Source organism: Lentzea sp. (assembly GCF_036380075.1).
Lineage (GTDB): Bacteria > Actinomycetota > Actinomycetes > Mycobacteriales > Pseudonocardiaceae > Lentzea.
This window is the reverse complement of sequence record NZ_DASVFL010000295.1, coordinates 1-20684: the sequence shown is the minus strand read 5'-3', so window position 1 is coordinate 20684 and position 20684 is coordinate 1. Positions and strand designations below refer to the sequence as shown.

General features: G+C 69.5%; 18 protein-coding genes and 1 pseudogene. 8 read left to right on the top strand and 11 right to left on the bottom strand.

What is annotated here, in order from left to right; all coding sequences use genetic code 11:
- The 5 genes and pseudogenes from VF330_RS31235 to VF330_RS31215 form a co-directional block, all read right to left on the bottom strand.
- Positions 1-199, bottom strand: a pseudogene (locus VF330_RS31235) (hypothetical protein); the annotation flags it as partial.
- Positions 196-1329 (bottom strand): hypothetical protein, encoded by a 1134-nt coding sequence (locus VF330_RS31230; RefSeq protein WP_330855291.1) that lies wholly within the window; start codon positions 1327-1329, stop codon positions 196-198. The gene VF330_RS31230 and the pseudogene VF330_RS31235, both read right to left, overlap by 4 nt.
- A 3-nt stretch (positions 1330-1332) precedes the next feature.
- The gene (locus tag VF330_RS31225; RefSeq protein ID WP_330855290.1) at positions 1333-2091 is read right to left on the bottom strand and encodes a glucose 1-dehydrogenase; all 759 of its coding nucleotides are present in this window, start codon (positions 2089-2091) and stop codon (positions 1333-1335) included.
- Positions 2091-3287, bottom strand: a complete 1197-nt coding sequence (locus VF330_RS31220; protein ID WP_330855289.1) for an acetyl-CoA C-acetyltransferase — start codon at positions 3285-3287, stop codon at positions 2091-2093. Before VF330_RS31220 ends, VF330_RS31225 begins: the two co-directional genes overlap by 1 nt.
- An 11-nt stretch (positions 3288-3298) precedes the next feature.
- The gene (locus VF330_RS31215; RefSeq protein WP_330855288.1) at positions 3299-4444 is read right to left on the bottom strand and encodes an acyl-CoA dehydrogenase family protein; all 1146 of its coding nucleotides are present in this window, start codon (positions 4442-4444) and stop codon (positions 3299-3301) included.
- Between the two features lie 92 nt (positions 4445-4536).
- On the opposite strand from VF330_RS31215, the gene VF330_RS31210 reads away from it, so the two are divergent.
- On the top strand, positions 4537-5160 hold the full coding sequence (locus VF330_RS31210; RefSeq protein WP_330855287.1) for a TetR/AcrR family transcriptional regulator: 624 nt from the start codon (positions 4537-4539) through the stop codon (positions 5158-5160).
- Here the strand turns inward: VF330_RS31210 and VF330_RS31205 are convergent.
- Together VF330_RS31205 and VF330_RS31200 are read right to left on the bottom strand one after the other, a co-directional pair.
- Positions 5153-5425: a GlsB/YeaQ/YmgE family stress response membrane protein gene (locus VF330_RS31205; protein WP_330855286.1), complete on the bottom strand. Its 273-nt coding sequence runs from the start codon at positions 5423-5425 to the stop codon at positions 5153-5155. The two genes, VF330_RS31210 and VF330_RS31205, sit on opposite strands and share 8 nt — an antisense overlap.
- Positions 5426-5544: 119 nt before the next feature.
- Positions 5545-6324, bottom strand: coding sequence for a sporulation protein (locus VF330_RS31200; protein ID WP_330855285.1), 780 nt, complete (start codon positions 6322-6324; stop codon positions 5545-5547).
- A gap of 181 nt (positions 6325-6505) precedes the next feature.
- Between VF330_RS31200 and VF330_RS31195 the strand changes: the two genes are divergently transcribed.
- From VF330_RS31195 to secA2, 6 genes are all read left to right on the top strand, one after another.
- A complete protein-coding gene (locus tag VF330_RS31195) occupies positions 6506-9430 on the top strand; it encodes a carboxyl transferase domain-containing protein (RefSeq protein ID WP_330855284.1) in 2925 nt (974 codons plus the stop codon).
- 10 nt (positions 9431-9440) lie between these two features.
- Positions 9441-10739 (top strand): MFS transporter, encoded by a 1299-nt coding sequence (locus tag VF330_RS31190; protein WP_330855283.1) that lies wholly within the window; start codon positions 9441-9443, stop codon positions 10737-10739.
- 55 nt (positions 10740-10794) lie between these two features.
- A complete protein-coding gene (locus VF330_RS31185) occupies positions 10795-11115 on the top strand; it encodes a hypothetical protein (RefSeq protein WP_330855282.1) in 321 nt (106 codons plus the stop codon).
- Positions 11112-11504: a PIN domain-containing protein gene (locus VF330_RS31180; RefSeq protein ID WP_330855281.1), complete on the top strand. Its 393-nt coding sequence runs from the start codon at positions 11112-11114 to the stop codon at positions 11502-11504. The genes VF330_RS31185 and VF330_RS31180 overlap by 4 nt, the downstream gene beginning before the upstream one ends.
- Before the next feature lie 76 nt (positions 11505-11580).
- Entirely contained in the window at positions 11581-12411 is an 831-nt protein-coding gene (locus VF330_RS31175) for an oxidoreductase (protein ID WP_330855280.1), read from the top strand.
- Between the two features lie 102 nt (positions 12412-12513).
- On the top strand, positions 12514-14799 hold the full coding sequence (gene secA2, locus VF330_RS31170; protein ID WP_330855279.1) for an accessory Sec system translocase SecA2: 2286 nt from the start codon (positions 12514-12516) through the stop codon (positions 14797-14799).
- Between the two features lie 3 nt (positions 14800-14802).
- On the opposite strand, the gene VF330_RS31165 is transcribed toward secA2, so the two are convergent.
- The 4 genes from VF330_RS31165 to VF330_RS31150 are packed head-to-tail and all read right to left on the bottom strand — an operon-like array spanning position 14803 to position 19699.
- Entirely contained in the window at positions 14803-15069 is a 267-nt protein-coding gene (locus VF330_RS31165) for a hypothetical protein (protein WP_330855292.1), read from the bottom strand.
- 43 nt (positions 15070-15112) lie between these two features.
- Positions 15113-16225, bottom strand: a complete 1113-nt coding sequence (locus VF330_RS31160; RefSeq protein ID WP_330855278.1) for an aromatic ring-hydroxylating dioxygenase subunit alpha — start codon at positions 16223-16225, stop codon at positions 15113-15115.
- On the bottom strand, positions 16222-17331 hold the full coding sequence (gene solA / locus VF330_RS31155; RefSeq protein ID WP_330855277.1) for an N-methyl-L-tryptophan oxidase: 1110 nt from the start codon (positions 17329-17331) through the stop codon (positions 16222-16224). The genes VF330_RS31160 and solA overlap by 4 nt, the downstream gene beginning before the upstream one ends.
- A gap of 1 nt (position 17332) precedes the next feature.
- Positions 17333-19699: an FAD-dependent oxidoreductase gene (locus VF330_RS31150; RefSeq protein WP_330855276.1), complete on the bottom strand. Its 2367-nt coding sequence runs from the start codon at positions 19697-19699 to the stop codon at positions 17333-17335.
- Positions 19700-19898: 199 nt separating this feature from the next.
- Here VF330_RS31150 and VF330_RS31145 point away from each other — a divergent pair, with 199 nt between their 5' ends.
- Positions 19899-20234, top strand: a complete 336-nt coding sequence (locus VF330_RS31145; RefSeq protein WP_330855275.1) for an MmcQ/YjbR family DNA-binding protein — start codon at positions 19899-19901, stop codon at positions 20232-20234.
- Positions 20235-20684: the final 450 nt, after the last annotated feature.

The following is a 20684-nucleotide window of genomic DNA, read 5'->3' as shown; positions in this document are numbered from 1 at the left end:
CGGCGAGCGAGCGGCCGGCCTCGACCGTGCCGCGGTACTCGACCGCCAGCTCCACGCCGGTGGCCTTGCGGAGCTCCGCCAGCACGGGGCCGAGGTCGGCCAGCTCCGTGCTGGCCAGCACCTTCAGGCGCACCGGCGGGGGCGTGCTCGACGTGCACGCGGACAGCAGGAGCAGCACCACGGCCGCCAGCAGTCTCATCGGCAGTCGCCGACGACGTCGAGCATGCGCTCGAACAGCTCCGCCTTGGGCAGCTGCACCCTGCCCTGGTCACCCGCGGGTGGTTCGGGCAGGCCGCGGCCGGCGATGTAGCTGCCGAAGTCGTTGTCGGTCTCGCCGCTCCAGCCCAGCGAGTGGAAGCCCAGCTCGACCGCGCGGCGGCGCAGGTCCGGGTCGTTCATCATCAGCTCGCCGATCCGGTCGCCCTCGGGCGTGAACGAGATCAGCTCGGGCGTGCTCTGGTGCTGCTTCGTCGGGTAGAGCAGCACGCGTTCGGTGTCGACGGACTTCTGCCGCAGCTGGTAGGCGATGTACTGGTGCTCGTAGATCACCGCGATGACCGCGTGCGTGCGGCCCTCGGGCACGAAGTACTTGGGGGCCATGTCCTCGCCTGCCTGGCCCTGGGCGTCGACGAACGGCTTGACCTCCCGCGCCAGCTCCTCCGCGGCCTCGACGGTCTGCGGTGGCTCGTCGCCGAAGGCGGTGGCGAAGAACCCGACGAGCGTCGCGCCCGAGTAGGCCTTGCACGGGTCCGGCGACTGCGCGATCACCCGGTTGCCGTTGGTCAGGCCGAACTCGTTCCACTTCCTCTGCGCGAGGTCCTTGAACGCCTTCATGTCGAGGTCGTAGTAGAGCGGCTGCGGACCCTGCCCGTGCGCCTTCGCCGCTCCCGCCCGCACGAGCGCGTCGGCGTACTCGCGGAACGAGGCGAGCACGACCGGGGTGAAGAACGGCCGGTACGGCACCACGTGCTTGCCCGCCCGGCGCGCCTTCACGTGCTCGTTCGCGACGTGCCCCGACGGGAACACGAAGTGGAACGAGTCGAGGTCGGGCTTGTTCGCCAGGTCGCGGGAGCCGACGGGCGTCACGTGCACCTGGTAGCCGCGCGCCATCAGGATGCGCTTGACCTGCTCGTCCTGGAAGAAGTCGCGCTTGGACGCGAGCAGCGCCCTGACCACGGTGACCGGCCGGAAAGGGCCGGTGACGTGCCCGGAGACGAGCAGCACCACCAGCCCTGCCACGAACACCGCCAGCGGCGGCGCGAACCACAGGAGGAACCGTCTTCGCGGGTCGACGACCTTGAACTCGGGCTCGCCCACGGTTCCCCCCACGGGTCAGACGATCACGGCACCACCGTCGACGACGAGCGTCTCGCCGGTAACGTAACCGCCCGCGGGCGAAGCCAGGAACAGAACGGCCGCGGCTAGTTCCTCCGGGTCACCGATTCGCCCGGACGGCAGCGTCGCCTGGATCTTCTCGAGGTATCCCGGCGGGTACTGGTCGGTCATCTCCGAGGCGAAGAACCCGGGGCAGATCGCGTTGACCCGGATGCCCTTGCGCCCGGTCCACTGCTGCGCCAGGTCGCGGGTCAGGCCGAGCAGACCGGCCTTCGACGCCGAGTACGCGGCCTGCGGGATGCCGCCGGTCACGAGCCCGAGGACGCTGGAGATGTTGATGATCGAGCCGCCGGACTTCATGACCGCGGCGGCGGCCTGGGCCATCCAGTAGGCGCCGTTGAGGTTCACGTCCATGACGCCGCGGAACTCCTCGGGCGTCTCCCGCGAGGCCGGGACCGCGGACGCGACACCCGCGTTGTTCACGAGCACGCCGACCGTGCCGAACTCGGCGGCGGCCCGCGCGACCTCGCGGCAGTCCTCGGGCTTCGAGACGTCCGCCTGCACGACCAGCGCGCGCTGACCCGCGGACTCGACGAGCGCGGCCGTGTCCTTCAGCTTGTCCGCCCGGCGGGCCGCGAGCACGACGTCCGCGCCCGCCTCGGCCAGTCCCTTGGCGAACGCGACGCCCAGACCCGAGGACGCGCCGGTGACGATCGCGACCTGCCCGTCCAGCCGGAACCTGTCGAGAATGCCCATCAGGAAAGCCTTTCCAGGATGATCGCCATGCCCTGACCGCCGCCGACGCACATGGTCTCCAGACCGAACTGGGCGTCGCGGGCCTGCATGCCGTTGATCAGCGTCGTCATGATCCGGGCACCGGTCGAGCCGAACGGGTGGCCGAGCGCGATCGCGCCGCCGTGCACGTTCAGCTTGTCGATGTCGATGCCCAGCGCGCGCTGCGACCCGAGCACCTGCACCGCGAACGCCTCGTTGATCTCGACCAGGTCGATGTCCGAAATGGACAGACCGGCGTGTGCCAGCGCCTGGTTGGTCGCGTCGACCGGGCCGAGGCCCATGATCTCCGGCGACAGCCCGGACACGCCCGTGGACACGATGCGCGCCAACGGGGTGAGGCCGAGCTCCTCCGCGCGCGTGGAGCTCATGATCACGACCGCGGCCGCGCCGTCGTTCAACGGGCAGCAGTTGCCGGCCGTGACCGTGCCCTCGGGCCGGAAGACGGGCTTGAGCTGGGAGACCGCCTCGTAGGTCACGCCGGCGCGCGGGCCGTCGTCGGTCGAGACGACGGTGCCGTCGGGCAGCGTGACCGGGGTGATCTCGCGGGCGAAGAACCCGTCCGCGATCGCCTTCTCCGCGAGGTTCTGCGACCGCACACCGAACTCGTCCTGGTCGTGGCGCGAGATGCCCAGCTGCGTCGCGACGTTCTCGGCCGTCTGGCCCATCGCGATGTAGTAGTCGGGCAGCTTGCCGTCCAGCCGCGGGTCGGTCCACGGTGCGTTGGACGCCGCCGTGTCCTGCGTCCGCTGCTGGGCTTCGTCGAACAACGGGTTGAACGACGGCGTGCCGGAGTGCATGTACCGCGAGACGCACTCGACGCCGGCGGAGACGAACGCGTGGCCCTCCCCCGCCTTGATGGCGTGGAAGGCCATCCGCGCGGTCTGCACGGACGACGCGCAGAACCGGTTGACCGTCGTGCCCGGCAACGTGTCGTACCCGAGCTGCACGGCCACGCGGCGCGCGATGTTCTGCCCGTGCTCGTCCTGCGGCTCGGCACAACCCAGGTGCAGGTCGGTGAGCTCGGACGCCGGGATGTCGCCCAGCGCGGCCGAGACGACCTGCGCGGCCAGGTCGTCCGGGCGCAGCGAGGCGAGCGATCCCTTGCGGGCACGACCGATCGGCGACCGGGCGGTGGACACGATGACGGCTTCAGCCATGTCGATCTCCCCTACAGGCCCAGGTCGCGGCCGATGAGTTCCTTCATGATCTCGTTGGACCCCGCCCAGATCTTGGTGACGCGGGCGTCCATCCACGCGCGGGCGACGCGGTACTCGGTCATGTAGCCGTAGCCGCCGTGCAGCTGCACGCAGGCGTCGATGACCTCGTTCTCGATGTCGGCGCTCCAGTACTTCGCCTGCGCCGCCTCGACCGGGCTCAGCTCGCCGCGGACGTGCTGCATCGTGAGCGTGTCGACGAACGCCTGCGTGACGTCGAGCTTGGTGCGCAGCTCGGACAGCAGGAACTTGTTGTGCTGGAACTTGCCGATCGCCTGGCCGAAGGCCTTGCGCTCCTTCACGTACTCGAGCGTCTCGTCGAAGATGCCCTGCGCGTGCGCGAGGTTCGAGATGGCGGCGCCGATCCGCTCCTGCGGCAGGCGCTCCATCATGTAGATGAAGCCCTGGCCCTCCTCGCCGATGAGGTTCGCGGCGGGCAGGCGCACGTCGGAGAAGAACAGCTCCGCGGTGTCGGACGGGTGCTGGCCGACCTTGTCGAGCTTGCGGCCGCGCTCGAAGCCCGCCATGCCGGTCTCGACGGCGAACAGCGAGATGCCGCGCGAGCCCTTCGACGGGTCGGTGCGGGCCGCGACGACGATCATGTCGGCGGTGTAGCCGTTGGTGATGAACGTCTTGGAGCCGTTGAGGATCCAGTCGTCACCGTCGCGCACGGCGTTGGTCTTGAGCGCCGCGAGGTCGGACCCGCCGGACGGCTCGGTCATCGCGATGCCGGTCTTGATCTCGCCGGTGCACATGCCGGGCAGCCAGCGCTGCTTCTGCTCCTCGGTGCACAGGTCGACGAGGTAGGGCGCCACGACGTCGCCGTGGATGCCGATCGACGACGCGACCGCCGCGTTGACCCGGCACAGCTCCTCGGCGAACACCGTGTTGAACCGGTAGTCGTCCGCGCCGCTGCCGCCGTACTCCTCGGGGATCTCGAGACCCAGCAGGCCCTGGCGGCCGGCCTCCAGCCACACCTCCCGGTCGATCACCCGCTGCTCGATGAACTTCTCGACGTTCGGGGTGATCGTGCGCTCGACGAACGCCTTCGCCGACTCCCGGAACGCGGCGTGATCCTCGTTGAACAGCGTCCGCTGCACCACTAACCTCCATACTAAGCGGTTGCTTAGATCTAAGCGCACGCTTAGCGTGCAGTACGATCCATCCCCTGTCAACACACCAGGAGCCACCGATGACGACGACCGGACTGGACGGGTTCGCGCTGCTCGACGAGACGTGGCGCGCGGTGACCCCCGAGGCCGCCCGCCGGATGCTCATCGCCGCCGTCCAGGCGTTCGCGGACAAGGGGTACCACGCGACGACGACCCGGGACATCGCCTCACTGGCGGGCATGTCCCCCGCGGCCGTGTACATCCACTACCGGTCCAAGGAGGAGCTGCTCTTCAACATCTCGCTCGTGGGCCACGAGACGTCGCTGGCGCTGCTCTCGGCGATCGAGGGCGGTGACGCCGTCCAGCGGCTGGAGAACGCCGTGGCGAAGTTCGCGGGGTGGCACGCGGAGTTCCACACGACGGCGAGGGTGGTGCAGTACGAGCTGAGCGCGCTCTCCCGGGAACACCACGCACAGGTGGCGGAGCTGCGCCGGCAGATCGAGCGGCGGATGCGGGCGTTCATCGCCGACGGAGTCGAGGAGGGCGTGTTCGACGTCCCCGACCTCAAGGGCGCGACCCTGGCCGTGCTGTCGCTGTGCATCGACGTCGCGCGCTGGTACCAGCCCGGCGGGAAGCGGACCCCGGACGAGATCGGCGCGCTGTACGCCGACCTCGTCCTGCGGATGGTCCGTCCGGCTAGCTGACCGACTTCCTGCCGTACATCCCGGCGACGACCGAGACACCGACCGCGGCGACCACGATCTGGACGATCAGCTCGATCCAGTCGATGCCGGGCGTGTCCTCCACGCCGAGCAGCCGCGCGATCCACGTGCCGATGAACGCCGCCACGATGCCGACGACGATCGTCAGCCAGATCGGGATGCTCTGCTTGCCCGGCGCGAACAGCCGGCCGAGCACGCCCAGGATCAGACCGATGACGAGTGCACCGATGATGCTGCCGATGCCCATGACCGCCTCCTCCGCTACTCCCCGATGGCGCCGGGGATCTTGCGGCGGATCATCCCTTCAGCGGAGGGGAGTCGCAGCGCGAGGCGCAACGCCGTAGACCGATCGGGTGCTTCCCGGATCTACCAGCGGCTGCCGGAGACCTGCGCCATCCACTGGTTGATCGTCGCGGTCCAGTCGGTGCCGATGGCCTGCTGGTGCGAGACGGCGAAGCGGCCGTAGGCGTCGCCGCCCGAACGCAGCAGCCCGGCGCGCTTGTCGGCCTCGAGGATCACGTGCAGCTCGCCCGGCGTCGTGACGAACGTCAGCTCGACCTGCTTGAGGCGGCCGGAGAACTGCGGCGGCGGGTAGAACTCGATCTCCTGGTAGAACGGCAGCTGCTGCGGCACGCCGTAGATGCGGCCGCGCTCGTTGTCCGCCTTGGTGAAGCGGAAGCCCATGTGCCCGAACGCCTGGAGCACGGCGTCCTGCGACGGCAGCGGGTGCACCCAGATCGGGTCGAGGTCGCCGGGGTCGACCGCGCCGCGGACCTCGAGCTCGGTGCGCAGGCCGAGCTGCATGCCGTGCAGCTGCGAGCCGCCCACGACGTTGAGCGGGCACTCGAACGGCACCGGGATCTGGAACGGCAGCGACATGTTCTGGTGCGGCTGGGCGAGGATCCGCTGGCCCACGGAGAACTTGTGGAACTCCATGTTGGTGTTGTACTCGTTGTCGCCGCTCTCGACCTCGACGCGGGTGAGCAGCGCGAGCGTGACGTGGTCGATCTCGGCCGGGTGGTCGCCGCCGGCGATCCGCACCTCGCCGGACAGGACCTCGCCCGGCCGGACGTTCGGGTTGGTGAGCACCGTGTCGACAGTCGGCCCGCCCACGCCGAACGCGCGCATCATCCTCTTGAACACCACTGCGCCCTCCTGAAGCCCTTCGCGAAGTTGCGGGGAAGTCTGCCAACTGGATCGCCCGTTTGCGGCGAAGTGTTCCGTTGACGCCTCAGCTCCCCGATCGGTTCCGTGTGGACTTCTGTTGACCCGGGATGGCAACATGCGATCGCCGTCACATACTAAGCGGTCGCTCAGGAGGATTGCCGTGCTGCTCGTCGCCAACCGGGGTGAGGTCGCCGTCCGCGTGCTGCGCGCGGCCGCTGACCTGGGAATACGCACCGTGGCGGTGTACGCCGGGGACGACGCGTCGTCGTTGCACGTGCAGCTCGCGGACCGGGCGGTAGCGCTGCGTGGCGACTCCCCGTACCTGGACGTCGACCAGATCCTGGACGCCGCGTCCGGCTGCCAGGCGGTGCATCCGGGGTGGGGGTTCCTGTCCGAGAACGCGTCGTTCGCCCGGGCGTGTTCCGAGCGCGGGCTGACGTTCGTGGGGCCGTCCGCTGACGTTCTGGAGTTGCTCGGTGACAAGCGGCGAGCGCGGGAACTGGCGGCGTCGCTGGGGATCCCGGTGCTGGAGGCCGCGCCCGGCGAGTTCCCCGTGATGGTGAAGGCGGTCGCCGGCGGGGGCGGCAAGGGGATGCGGGCGGTGACGCGCCCCGAGGACCTCGACGCCGCCGTGGAAGCCTGCCGGGCGGAGGCGCTGGCGGCGTTCGGGAACGGTGACGTCTACCTCGAGCGGCTGATGCCCTCCGCGCGGCACGTCGAGGTGCAGCTGGTCGGGACGTCGGTGATCGGCGACCGCGACTGCTCGCTGCAGCTGCGGCACCAGAAGGTCGTGGAGATCGCGCCCGCTCCCCTGCTGGAGCCGTCGCTGCGCAAGGCCCTGTGGGAGGCGGCGGTCGCGCTGGCCTCCGCGGCCCGGTACACCGGCGTCGGCACGGTGGAGTTCCTGGTGTCCGGCGACTCGTTCGCGTTCCTGGAGGTCAACCCGCGACTGCAGGTCGAGCACACGGTGACCGAGATGGTGTCCGGTGTGGACCTGGTCCGCACGCAGCTGCTGCTCGCGTGGGGCGGCGAGGTCGACTACACGCCGTTGAACCGCGGTTCCGCCGTGCAGGTGCGGGTGAACCAGACCTCGGGCGGGGTGCTGTCGTCGTTCGGGCTGCCCGCCGGGCCCGGCATCAGGGTCGACACGCACGGGTACCCCGGCTACCGGGTCGGGACGCGGTACGACGGGTTGCTCGCGAAGCTCGTGGTGCACGGCGAGGACCTGGACGTGGCCCTGAACCGGGCGCGGCGCGCGTTGGGCGAGTTCCGCATCGAGGGCGTGTCCACGAACCTGTCGTTCCTGAAGACGTTGCTGTCGCAGGACATCGTCGGGGCGACCACGGATTTCGTGGCCGACGAGCCCGTCACCGGGATGCGGGCACCGCTGGCCGGCACGGTGGTGGCCGTCTCCGCGGACTCAGTGGTGCTGGAAGCGATGAAGATGCAGCACGTCGTCCGGGTGTCAGGGGAGGTGCTGGTGTCGGTGGGCGACACCGTCGCCGAGGGTCAGGTGCTCGCGTCCGGCGGCGGTGAGTCCACAGAGGACGTCGTCGACGTGGATCCCGCGTTCGTCCGCCCGGATCTTGCCGAAGTGCTGGCGCGGCACGACTTCTCACGTCCGGAAGCCGCTGCCCGCCGGCACGCCCGCGGCGGCAGGACCGCCCGCGAGAACATCGAGGACCTCTGCTCGTCGTTCGTCGAGTACGGCGGTCTGGCCCTGGCGGCGCAACGGCAGCGGCGGTCGTTGGAAGAGCTGATCGAACGCACGCCCGCCGACGGTCTGGTGGCGGGCATCGGGGTCGTGAACGGGCAGCGGGTCGTGGCGATGTCGTACGACTACGCCGTGCTCGCCGGCACGCAGGGCATGCGCAACCACCAGAAGAAGGACCGGCTGTTCGCGTTGGCGCAGCAGGAGAACCTGCCGGTCGTGCTGTTCGCGGAGGGCGGCGGTGGACGACCCGGCGACACCGACCACAGCATGGTCAGCGGCCTGGACTGCGGCTCGTTCCACGCGTTCGCCCAGCTGAGCGGCCAGGTGCCGCTGATCGGCGTGGTGGCGGGCCGGTGCTTCGCGGGCAACGCGGTGCTGCTCGGCACGTGCGACGTGATCATCGCGGTCGAGGGCGCGAACATCGGCATGGGCGGCCCGGCGATGATCGAGGGCGGCGGGCTGGGCGTGTTCCGGCCGGAGGAGATCGGGCCGCTGGACGTGCAGGTGCCCAACGGCGTGGTGGACGTCGTGGTCGGCTCCGAGGAGGAGGCGGTCGAGGTCGCCCGCCGGTACCTCTCGTACTTCCAGGGGCCGTCGGAGACCTGGGAGGCCGCGGACCAGCGCCTCCTGCGCCACGCCGTCCCCGAGAACCGCCTCCGCGCCTACGACGTCCGCAACGTCATCACCACCCTCGCCGACACCGGCTCGGTCCTCGAACTGCGCGCCGGCTTCGGCAAGGGCATCGTCACGGCCCTGGTCCGCGTCGAGGGCCGGCCCATCGCCCTGATCGCCAACGACCCGCACGTCCTCGGCGGCGCCATCGACGCCGACGCCGCCGACAAGTGCGCCCGCTTCCTCCAGCTCGCCGACGCGTTCGACGTCCCCGTCGTCTCCCTGTGCGACACCCCGGGCTTCATGGTCGGCCCGGACGCCGAGCGCACCGCCACCGTCCGCCACCTCACCCGCATGGTCGTGACGGGCGCCAACATCACCGTCCCGTTCGGACTCGTCGTGCTCCGCAAGGCGTACGGCCTCGGCGCGCAGGCGATGGCCGCGGGGTCGTTGAAGGTCCCGCGGTTCGCGATCTCCTGGCCCACCGGCGAGTTCGGGCCGATGGGCCTCGAAGGCGCGATCAAGCTCGGGTTCAGGAAGGAGCTCGAGGCGATCGAGGACGAACAGGAACGCAAGCAGCGCTACGACCGGATGGTCGCCATGGCCTACGAGCACGGCAAAGCGCTGAACGTCGCGTCGGTCTTCGAGATCGACGACGTGATCGACCCGGCCGAGACGCGCCGTTGGATCGCCACGGCGCTGGCCCCCGCAGCTTCCCGTTCGCAGGGGAAGAAACGCCCGTTCATCGACACGTGGTGAAGGAGAAGTTGTGGTCAGTGTCGCCCCGACTGAAAAGAAGACCTTGCGCAGGCTCATGGCGGCCGGTCTGGTCGGCTCCAGCATCGAGTGGTACGACTTCTTCATCTACGCGACCGCAGCGGCCCTGGTGTTCCCGAAGCTGTTCTTCCCCGAGGCCACCCCGATCGTCGGGCTGCTGCTGTCGTTCAGCACGTTCTGGGCCGGTTTCGTCGCGCGGCCGATCGGCGGGCTGGTCTTCGGCCACGTCGGCGACCGGATCGGCCGCAAGCCGGCGCTGGTCATCTGCCTGGCGATGATGGCGAGCGCCACGTTCCTGATCGGCTTGTTGCCGACGTCGTCGAGCATCGGCGTCGGCGCCCCGCTGTTGCTGGTGCTGCTGCGGTTCCTGCAGGGCATCGCGGTCGGCGGGCAGTGGGGCGGCGTGGTCCTGCTGCTGACGGAGTCGGCCGGCGAGAACCGGCGCGGCTTCGCGGGCACGTTCGGCCAGGCCGGTGTGCCGATCGGCGTGTTCCTGGGCAACGTGGCCTTCATCCTGGCGTCGACCACGATGTCCGCGGAGGCGTTCGCGTCGTGGGGCTGGCGCGTGCCGTTCCTGGCGTCGGCGCTGCTGTTCCCGGTCGTCCTGTTCATCCAGCTGAAGGTCGAGGACAGCCCGGTCTTCCGCGAGCTGCAGCAACGCCGCGCCGACGCGCCGGCCGTCGCCCACGCACCGCTCAGGGAGGCACTGCGCACGCACCGCAAGGCGATCTTGCTGGGCGCGGGCCTGATGTTCGCGTCCAACGCGATCTTCTACGTGTCGATCGCCGGCGTGCTCTCGTACGCCACGACGACCCTGGGCCTGTCGCGCGACTCGGTGCTGATCGTCAGCCTGCTCTCGTCGCTCGTGAGCATCCCGGTGATCCTCTACGCGGGTCACCTGTCCGACCGCCTGGGCCGCCGTCCGCTGATCATCGCGGGGTCGATCGGCCTGATCGTGTGGGCGTTCCCGTACTTCCTGCTCGTGGACACGGCGTCGTTGTTGTTGCTGTTCGTCGCCACGACGGTCGGCGGTCTCGCGTCCTCGCTCGTCTACGGGCCGATCGCGGCGTACCTGGGTGAGCTGTTCGAGCCGCACGTGCGGTACTCGGGCGCCTCCCTCGCGTACCAGCTGGCGTCGATCCTGGTCAGCGGCGGCACGCCGGTCATCATGACGGCGCTGCTCGGGTGGACGGCGACGTCGATGTCGGTGTCGGCGTTCCTGTGCCTGATGGGCTTCGTGACGCTGTACTCGGTGCTGAAGCTGCCGGAGACGCACCGGGCGACCGCGTAGGGCGATTCCTGCTTGGTGCTACCGTGGTAGCACCAAGCAGGTTAGCATTGAGTTCATGGCGGTAGAGAAGTTGAGCGTGTCCTTGCCGGACATCGTTGCCGCTCGCGCCCGGCGCGCAGCAGAGCGAGCAGGCATTCCCCTGTCGACGTGGCTCGCCGAAGCGGCGGAGACCGCTGCCGATCTCGCTGAGGCGCAGGCCGCCGCGCAGGATTACGCGGCACAGTTCGGAGAGCCCGATGCCGGCGAACTGAGCGAGATCCGCGCCGAACTGGCGGCAGCGGGCGTGGGCGCTCCGGAGTCACCGGAGGACGCCGCGGCACGAGCTGCCGCATTGGCCCGGCTTCTCGGCCTTCCGAACGAGAGGCGGGCAGGTTGAGCGCCCGCGGCCTGGTCCTGGACGCAGGCGCGTTGATCCACGTGGAAGGAAATCCCAGGGGTCGCGTCTACGGTGCGTGCCGAGATGCCCTGGACGCAGGCACCCCAGCGCTGTTGCCCACCGTTGTCCTGGCACAAGTCTGGCGCGGTACCTCACGACAGGCACCCGTGTCGATGCTCCGCCGGATGTGCAGGACGCTTCCGTTCACCGACGACGTCGCCGAAGCCGTGGGACGACTGCTCGCAGTGGCCGGTACATCGGACGTCGTGGACGCCGCGGTCGTCATCGCCGCTGTCAGCCAGAACTGCGCGGTCCTCACCTCCGACCCCGGCGATCTCGGCACGCTTTCCGACGCCATCGGTGTGCGGGTTCCGCTCGTGGTCGTTTGACCACGTTTCTTCCCCGGGCGGTTCCGGCAACCCTCCGTCAGACTGCGGGGGCGGGACCAACCGAGGAGATGACGGCGTGTCCGACAAGGTTTGGCTGATCACCGGTGCCGGCAGCGGCCTGGGCCGTGCCCTCGCCGAGGCGGCGGCCGGCGCCGGCGACCGGGTCGTGGCCACCGCACGCCGGCCGGAGGCGCTGGACGACCTGGTGCGGGCCCATCCCCGCCAGATCGTCCCCGTCCGGCTGGACGTGACCGACCACGACGCCATCCGCACCACTGTTGCCAACGTCGTCGCCGAAGAGGGCCGGATCGACGTTCTCGTCAACAACGCGGGTCGCACGCACGTGGGTGCCGTGGAGGAGACCACCGACGCGGAGCTGCGCGACCTGTTCGAGGTGCACGTGTTTGGGCCCGCCGCGCTCATCCGGGCCGTGCTGCCGCACATGCGCGCACGGCGCGAGGGCGCCATCGTGCAGATGAGCAGCTTGGGCGGACGGCTGTCGTACGGCGGTTTCGGGGCGTTCAGCGCGTCCAAGTTCGCGTTGGAAGGGCTGTCGGAGGCCCTCGACGACGAGGTGAAGGAGTTCGGCATCAAGGTGCTGGTCGTCGAACCCGGCTCGTTCCGCACCAACCTGCTGCGCGGGTACACCGAGTCGCGGCGCACCGAGACCTACGCGGAGTCCTCCGGCAAGACGCGGCGGTTCATCGACGTCCGCGACGGTCAGCAGCCCGGCGACCCGGCCAAGGCGGCCGCCGCGATCCTCACCGCGCTCGCCGCCGCCGAGACGCCGTTGCGGCTGCCGCTGGGCGGGGACGCGGTGGACGGGGTGCTCGCCCACCTGGACGACGTGCGGGCAGGGGTCGAGCTGTGGGAGAAGGTGTCCCGTGAGACCGACTTCGACCGCTGATCTGCGCAAACGTCCCCTGACCGGTGGGAAATCCGGACAAAACCAGCCTTCACAGTCAAGACCTCTGCGGAACCCCGCGGCCATGCCGTACGTTGCTGCGTCGTGACCACTCTCATGGCGCGCTTCAAGCAGCGGATGCGCCGGTTCGCCCAGAAACCGGCGTCGGTTGACCTCGCCCCGTTCCAGGCTCTGCTCAAGGACGTGGAGAAACACGCTGACGCGTTCAAGGCGTTCAGCGACGAGGAACTGACCGAGCACGCGAAGAAGCTGCGCGAGGAGAGCACGGACACCGAGCTCGTCGCCCTCACGAGGGAAGCCGCGGAGCGCGCCATCGGGCAGCGCCCGTTCGACGTGCAGGTGCTGGGCGCGCTGGGCATGCTCAGCGGGCTCGTCGTCGAGATGGCCACCGGTGAGGGCAAGACGCTCGCGGGCGCCATGGCCGCGGCCGGGTTCGCCGTCAAGGGCAAGCGCGTGCACGTGGTCAGCGTCAACGACTACCTCGCCCAGCGCGACGCGGAGTGGATGGGCCCGCTGTACCGGCTGCTCGGTGTCACGGTGGGCTGGATCAACGGCAGCTCGAAGCCCGAGGAGCGGCGCGAGGCCTACCGGTGCGAGGTCACGTACGCGCCGGTCAGCGAGATCGGCTTCGACGTCCTGCGCGACCGGATCGTCACGAGCCCCGACGACCTCGTCGTGCCGGAGCCGGAGGTCGCGCTGATCGACGAGGCCGACTCGGTGCTCGTCGACGAGGCGCGCGTGCCGCTCGTGCTGGCCGGCTCGACCAGCGCGGAAGCCGCCGACCCCGTCATCGCCGACCTGGTGAAGCGGCTGCGGCAGAACCTGCACTACGAGATCGACGACGAGGAGCGCAACGTCTTCCTCACGGGCGCGGGCTCCGAGGCCGTAGAGCGCGCGCTCGGCGAGATCGACCTGTACTCGCAGGAGCACGTCACCTCGACGCTGTCGAAGGTCAACGTCGCCCTGCACGCCCAGGTGCTGCTGCACCGCGACGTCGACTACATCGTCCGCGACGGCAAGGTGCACCTGATCAACGACACCCGCGGCCGCGTCGCGAAGCTCCAGCGGTGGCCGGACGGCCTGCAGGCCGCGGTCGAGGCCAAGGAGAACGTCCAGACGACCGAGTCCGGCGAGATCCTCGACTCGATGACGGTGCAGGCGCTGCTGTCGCGCTACCCGACGCGCTGCGGCATGACCGGTACCGCCGTCGCCGTCGCCGAGACGCTGCGCGAGTTCTACGAGCTCGAGGTGCTCGTGATCCCGCCGAACAAGGAGAACATCCGCGAGGACGAACACTTCCGCCTCTACGCGACGCTGGAGCAGAAGGAGGACGCGATCGTCCAGGAGATCAAGACCGTCCACGAGACGGGCCGGCCGATCCTGGTCGGCACGCTCGACGTGGCCGAGTCCGAGCGGATCTCCTCGAAGCTGCGCGACGCCGGCATCGAGTGCGTGGTGCTGAACGCGAAGAACGACGCCGAGGAGGCGTCGATCATCGCCGACGCCGGCTCGTACCAGCGCGTCACGGTCTCCACGCAGATGGCCGGTCGCGGCACGGACATCCGCCTCGGCGGTCACGAGGGCGAGGACCACGACCGGATCGCCGAGCTGGGCGGCCTGTACGTGATCGGCACCGGCCGCCACTCGTCGTCCCGCCTGGACGACCAGCTGCGCGGCCGCGCCGGACGTCAGGGCGACCCCGGCGGTTCGGTGTTCTTCTCCTCCATGCACGACGACCTCGTCACGCAGTACGCGCCGGACGCCGAGGACCCGTCCGAAGTGGACGGTGACGGCCGCGTGCACGACAAGGGCCTGCTGCACACCTTCGAGCACGCGCAGCGCGTCGCCGAGGGCGTGAACCTGGAGATCCACCGCAACACCTGGCGCTACAACAAGCTCATCGAGCACCAGCGCGAGATCCTGCTCAAGCACCGCGACGTCGTGATGCGCACCGACGCGGCGTTCGAGAAGGTCGGCGAGAAGGAGGGCGTGTCCGACGAGGTGGCCGCCGACGCCGCCCGCAAGATCACGCTGTTCTTCCTCGACGACCTGTGGACGCACCACCTCACGTTCCTGTCGGACCTGCGCGAGGGCATCCACCTGCGCGCGCTGGCCCGGCAGAACCCGCTCGACGAGTTCCACCGCGAGGCCATCCCGGCGTTCAACAAGATCGTGCCGGAGTCGTGGGAGCTCACGAAGGAGAAGTACGAGGCCGCGAAGATCACCGACGACGGCTACGACCTCGCCGACGCCGGGGTGAAGCGCCCCAGCTCGACGTGGACGTACCTGGTGCACGACAACCCGTTCGGCTCCGGTCTGGAGGAGACGATGAAGGGTCTCGTGAAGATGGTCCGCGGTCAGCGCCGCTGACGGCTACAACTTCCCGGGGACGAGGTCGTCCGCGGGTCTGGCGGGCCGGGGCAACGCCTCGGCCCGTCTCGCGTCGGTGGCCGTGCTGGTCGTCATCTCCTCGGAGAGGGCTCTGATCTCCGCGAGGATTTCCAGGTGTTCCTGCGACGGCGGTGGTCCCACCAGGTTGGACCTGTTGTGCGCCGTCCGTTCCGCGCGCTCGGCCAGCTGCCGGATGCGGCGGAGGAGATCGTGCTCCCCGTCCGGGAGCAAGCAGTCCGTCTGCTCCATCACCCGTGCCAGCTTTCGCGTGCACCGGTCTTGCGTCGATCCCCTAGTCGGCTGATTCCAGTTTGTGAACCAGCCACGCGTGGAATCCGCCGATGTGGTGCTCCGACGGCACCAGCACTCCCCCCTGCGCGTAAGCCCGTGATGCCATCGCGGGCTGGCATCGCTCGCAGGCTTCGAAGTCCTGTTCGTTCACCCGGTGGAACAGCTCGACCGAGCGAGAGACGTCACGGCCGGTGTCGACGACTTCCTTGGCGTAGAGCCAGTCGCACTCGACGACCGTCCGGTCCGCGGCGAGCGGGTACATGCGGTGCAGGATCACGTGGTCCGGCACGAGGTTGATGAAGACCTGCGGCTTGACCGTGATGGCGTAGTACTTCCTGTCGCGTTCCTCTTCCAGGGACGACAGCTTCTCGAAGCCCTCGCCGCCGTCGACGGTGAACCCCTCGATCCCGTCGCCGAACTCGGCGCCGTGCCCGACGTAGTACTGGGCCGCGTAGCCGTCGGCGAACTCGGGCAGCACCTCGGTGAGCTCGGGGTGGATGGTCGCGCAGTGGTAGCACTCCATGAAGTTCTCGATGATCAGCTTCCAGTTGGCCTTGACGTCGTAGACGATCCGCCTGCCGACGGACAACCGGTCGATCTCGTACCCGTCGATGGCCTCCAGGCTGCCGAGCCGTTCGGTGACGGCGCTCAGCACGTCGTCCTCAAAGCTCGGAGGACTGTCGGCCAGATTCACCCACACGTAGCCGAGCCACTCGCGCAGATGCACCTTCCTCAGCCCGTACTCAACGCGATCGATGTCCGGCATTGAGGTGAGATTGGGTGCGGCGATCAGTTTTCCGTCCAACGCGTACGTCCAGGCGTGGTAAGGGCACTGGAACGCCCGTTTGACGCTGCCGGCCTCGTCGACGCAGATGCGCGCGCCGCGGTGGCGGCAGACGTTGAGGAACGCGTTGAGCCCGCCGGTGCGGTCCCGCGCGACGATCACGCTCTCGCGCCCGACCTGGACGGTGCGGAAGTCGCCGGGCTTCGCGAGGTCGCCGGAGCGGACCGCGCAGAACCACATCTTCTCGAAGATCCTCGCCTGTTCCTGCGCGAAGATCGCGGGGTCGGTGTAGTAGCGGCCCTCAAGGGTGGAGATCAGGCTGCCGGTCATGCTCCGCCTCTCAAGCGAGCAGGGTCGAAAAGGCCGATCGGGTGCCGTGTGGCCCCGTCGATCGCGAGGTCGGCGAGGATCTCGCCGACGACGGGCACGAACTTGAAGCCGTGCCCGGAGAATCCGCACGCCACGGTCACGCCGTCGTGCTCCGGGTGGGGTGCGACGACGAAGTGCCGGTCGGCGGTGTTGGTGTACAGGCAGGTCGCGCCGCGCCGGTACGTGCCGGCGATGTCCGGCATCGGCCGCGCGGTGGCGTTCCTCATCGCCTCGACCTCGTGGTCGTGCACCTCGCGGTCGACGGTGTCGGCGGTGCAGGGGTCGCCGCCGGTGTGGAACGCGACCTTCACCGCGCCGTCGATGCGGGGGAAGCCGTAGAAGCCGTTGCCGTCGGCGGGGTCCCAGATGTAGATCGGGTGGTCGTCGAAGTCCCGGGTCTTCGGCGTGAAGTAGTGCTGGACGGCTCGTTCGACCTCGAACGGGATTCCCAGGTCTCGCAACAACTCGGGCGCCCACGCTCCAGGGCAGACGATGACGTGCTCGGCCTCGTAGGTCGCGCTCGCGGTGGTGACGCGGCCCTGTTCCCAGTGCGTCACCGGTTCCTCGAAGTGCAGTTCGGCGCCCGCTTTCGCGGCCAGGCCGAGGTGCGCCCGCACCGCCGCCTCCGGCACGACGAACCCCGCGCCCTCCTCGTACAGCGCGATCTCGTCCGGCTCGGGACGCAGCGCGGGGAAGCGCAGGCGGGTCTCGTGCGCGTCGAGCACCTCGTGCTCGAGACCGTACTGCTCGGCGCTCGCCCGGCTGCCCGTGACGGCCTCCGACTCGGGCGGGCCGACGATGACGCCGCCGACCCGGTGGAAGATCCGTTCACCGCTGTCGCGTTCGATCCCGTCCCACATCTCGTGCGCCCTGAGCAGCAACGGCACGTAGGCGGGGTCCTCGAAGTACGCCTGCCGTGTGATGCGCGACCCGCCGTGACTCGACCCCCGCGTGTGGACCGGCGTGAACCTCTCCAGTCCCAGCACCCGCTTGCCGCGCCGGGCGAGCCGGTACGCGGCGGCACTGCCCATGCCGCCGAGCCCGATGACGATGACGTCGTAGGCCATGTCAGCTCCGCAGCCGCTTCATCCCGGGGTCGAACAACGGCTCCTGAGCAGGCCGCGCGGTGACCCGCTCGCCGAAGTACTCGATCTCCACCTCGTCGTCGATCTCGCTGGGCAGCCAGGCGTAGGCGATGTTGAGGCCGGTCGTGTACCCGTAGGCGGCGCTCGTGACGTACCCGACCGGTTCTCCCTGGTGGTACACGGGTTCGCTGCCCAGCACGACGCTGCCGGGGTCGTCGATCGTGAGGCAGGTGAGCTTCTTGGTGGAGGTGAGGTTGTGCAGCGCGCCCTTGCCGAGGAAGTCCTGGTCCATCCGCACCGCGAACCCCAGCCCGGCCTCGAACGGGTCGTGCTCGGTCGTCACGTCCGTCCCCCACGACCGGTAGCCCTTCTCCAGCCGCAGGCTGTTGAACGCCCCGCGCCCGGCGGCGATGACGCCGTGCTCCCGCCCCTCCTCCCACAGCAGGTCCCAGAGCTTGGGGCCGAGGTCGGCGGTGGTGTAGAGCTCCCAGCCGAGTTCGCCCACATAGGACAGTCGCAGCGCGGTCACCGGCACGTTCTTGATGAACGCCCGTTGCGCGGTGAAGTAGCCCTTGTGCGTGTCGAGCGTGTGCGAGAGGCCGTCGAGGAGGTCGCGCGCCTTCGGCCCCCACAGGCCGATGCAGCACGTGCCGGGCGTGATGTCCTGGACGTGGACGCCTTCCGGCGCGTGCCGGGTGAGCCAGTCGAGGTCGAGGTTGCCGTTGGCGCCGACCTGGAACGTGGTCCGGTCGAGCCGCGCGACCGTGAGGTCGCTGCGCACCCCGCCCTGCTCGTCGAGCAGCAGCGTGTAGACCACGGCACCGGGCAAGCGGTCGAGGTTGTTGGTCGTCATGCGCTGCAGGAACTCCAGCGCACCCGCCCCGCTGACCTCCAGCCGCTTCAAGGGGGTCATGTCGAACATCGCCACGCGCTTGCGCGTCACGAGCGCCTCGGCGCCGCAGATCGGCGACCAGTACCGGCTCGCCCACTCGTTGCGCGCGGGCACTTCGGCGACCTCGGGCAGGTCCGCGTTGGCCTCGTACCAGTGCGGCCGCTCCCACCCGGACGCCTCCAGGAAGAACGCCCCCAGCGCCTTCTGCCGCTCGTAGAACGGGCTGGTGCGGATCGGCCGCGGGCTTTCCATGGGCTGCAACGGGTGCAGCAGGTCGTAGACCTCGACGAAGTTCTGGCAGCTGCGCTCCAGCACGTAGTCGGGCGCCAGCTGCACCTGCTCGAACCGCGCGAGGTCGCTGGAGTGCAGGTCGAGCTCCGGCTGCCCGTCCACGATCCACTCGGCCATCGCCCGCGCCACCCCGGCGGAGTGCGTGATCCACACGGCCTCGGCGACCCAGAACCCCCGCAGCCGCGGATGTTCCCCGAGCAACGGCATCCCGTCGCTGGTGAACGAGAACAGCCCGTTGAACCCGTGGTCGACCCCGGCCTCGGCCAGCGCGGGGATGAGGTCCACGGCCGCCTCCCACGACGGCTCGAAGTCCTCCTTGGTGAACGGCAGCTCCGAGCCGGTGATGTCGTACGCCCGGATCGGCATGGGCTTGTGCCCGTAGGCACCGATGCCGATCGCCCGCCCGTGCGACCGGAAGTACAGGTCCGCTTCCTGGTGCCGCAGGATCGGCTGCCGCGCCAGCGCTTCCGCCTCGACGCCGACGTTCCCGGTGAACGCGTACTGGTGCGCCATCGGCACCAGCGGGATGCTCAGCCCGACCATCTCCCCCAGCACCGGCCCCCACATCCCGGCGCAAGACACGACGACGTCGGCGGGAATCGTCTCGCTCTCGGTCCGCACCCCGGTGACGCGGTCACCTTCACTCTCGACCGCGACGACCTTCTGCCCGAACAAGAACCGAGCCCCGCGCTCAGTGGCCCGCCGAGCCTGCACCTCCGCGGCTTGCACAGGCTTGGCCAGCCCGTCGCTGGGGATGAGGAACCCGCCGAGCACCTGCTCCCGGTCGAGCAAGGGGTGCAGCCGAGCCACCTCGTCCGCGTCGACGAGCCGGCTCTCCACCCCCCACGACGTGGCCCAGCCGTGCCTGCGCGCAAGGTCAGCGAGCCGCGCCTCACTCGTGGCGATCTCCAGCCCGCCGACCTGGTCGAAGCACCCGAGCCCGGTGTACTTCTCCACGGTGTAGCGCGCGAACGCGGTCATGCTGCGGCACGAGTTGGTCTGGAACACGAGCCCGGGCGCATGACTGCTGGACCCACCCGCCGCCGGCCCGTCAGCCTGGTCGAGAACCGTGACGTCGGTGAACCCTCGTTCGGTGAGCTCGTCGGCCAGCGCACACCCGACGATCCCGGCCCCCACGAGCACCACGCGAGGCACTGCACCAGGCATCAGGACACCCCTTCGCCATCGTTGCGCGGAACGGAACCCGTTCCGCCATCAGCAACAAAGTGCGGCCAGCGAGACCGGCTGTCAATACTGCCGTTCGGGCGCGGGACGTTCGACGCCCAGCCGAACCGGGCATTCCTCCCAGTCGCCCAGGTTCCATTCGTACAAGGCGGCCACCCCTCGCCACGGCGAGGATGACCGCATGCCGACCTGGGACGACGTCATCGAACTGGCCAGCCGCCTACCCGAGACGGAGGCGTCGGCCTGGTACCGCACCCCGGCGCTGAAGGTCGCGGGCAAGGGGTTCGCCAGGCTCCGCACGGAGGCCGAGGGCGGCCTGATGCTCCTCTGCGACCCGACCGAGAAGGCCGCACTCCTCGCGTCCGGCGACGAAGCCTTCTTCACGACACCGCACTACGACGGCCACGGATCGATCCTGGTGAACCTGGCAAGGGTCGACCCGGCCCAACTGGCCGAACTGGTGGAGGAGGCATGGCGATTGAGGGCTCCGGCCAGGCTTGTCGACGGCCCCGACTGACCCAGCCCGAAGGCGAGGCCGAGGCACCTCAAACCAAGCGATGCCGAAGGCGAGCCGTCCTCCCATCGCACTTCCAAGCGACGCCGAAGGCGAGCCGTCTTTTCCTTGCGCCAATTAGAGCCGGTGAACCCACCCGTCTTTGGCGATTGGGGCTTGACTTTGGGTGCGAGGTGCTACCCATTCGGGCTCGGCCGGTTGCGAAGCATCCGGCCTTTTCCGGCCGACCACAGCGCCTCGCAAGGGCCCCGAAGTCAAGCCCCAATCGCAATCGTCGCGAAGCGGCGATGTACCCCGCTCTTTCGTCCGAGTTGCACGACCACGCTGGAACAGGAACCCAACTCGCCCCAACGCAACCACGCCGGAACCCCAGACGCCCCACCCTCACCCAGCGAAGTACCCCAGCTGAGCCGACAACTCCCCAGCCGCCACAACCATGACCGGAACGATCTC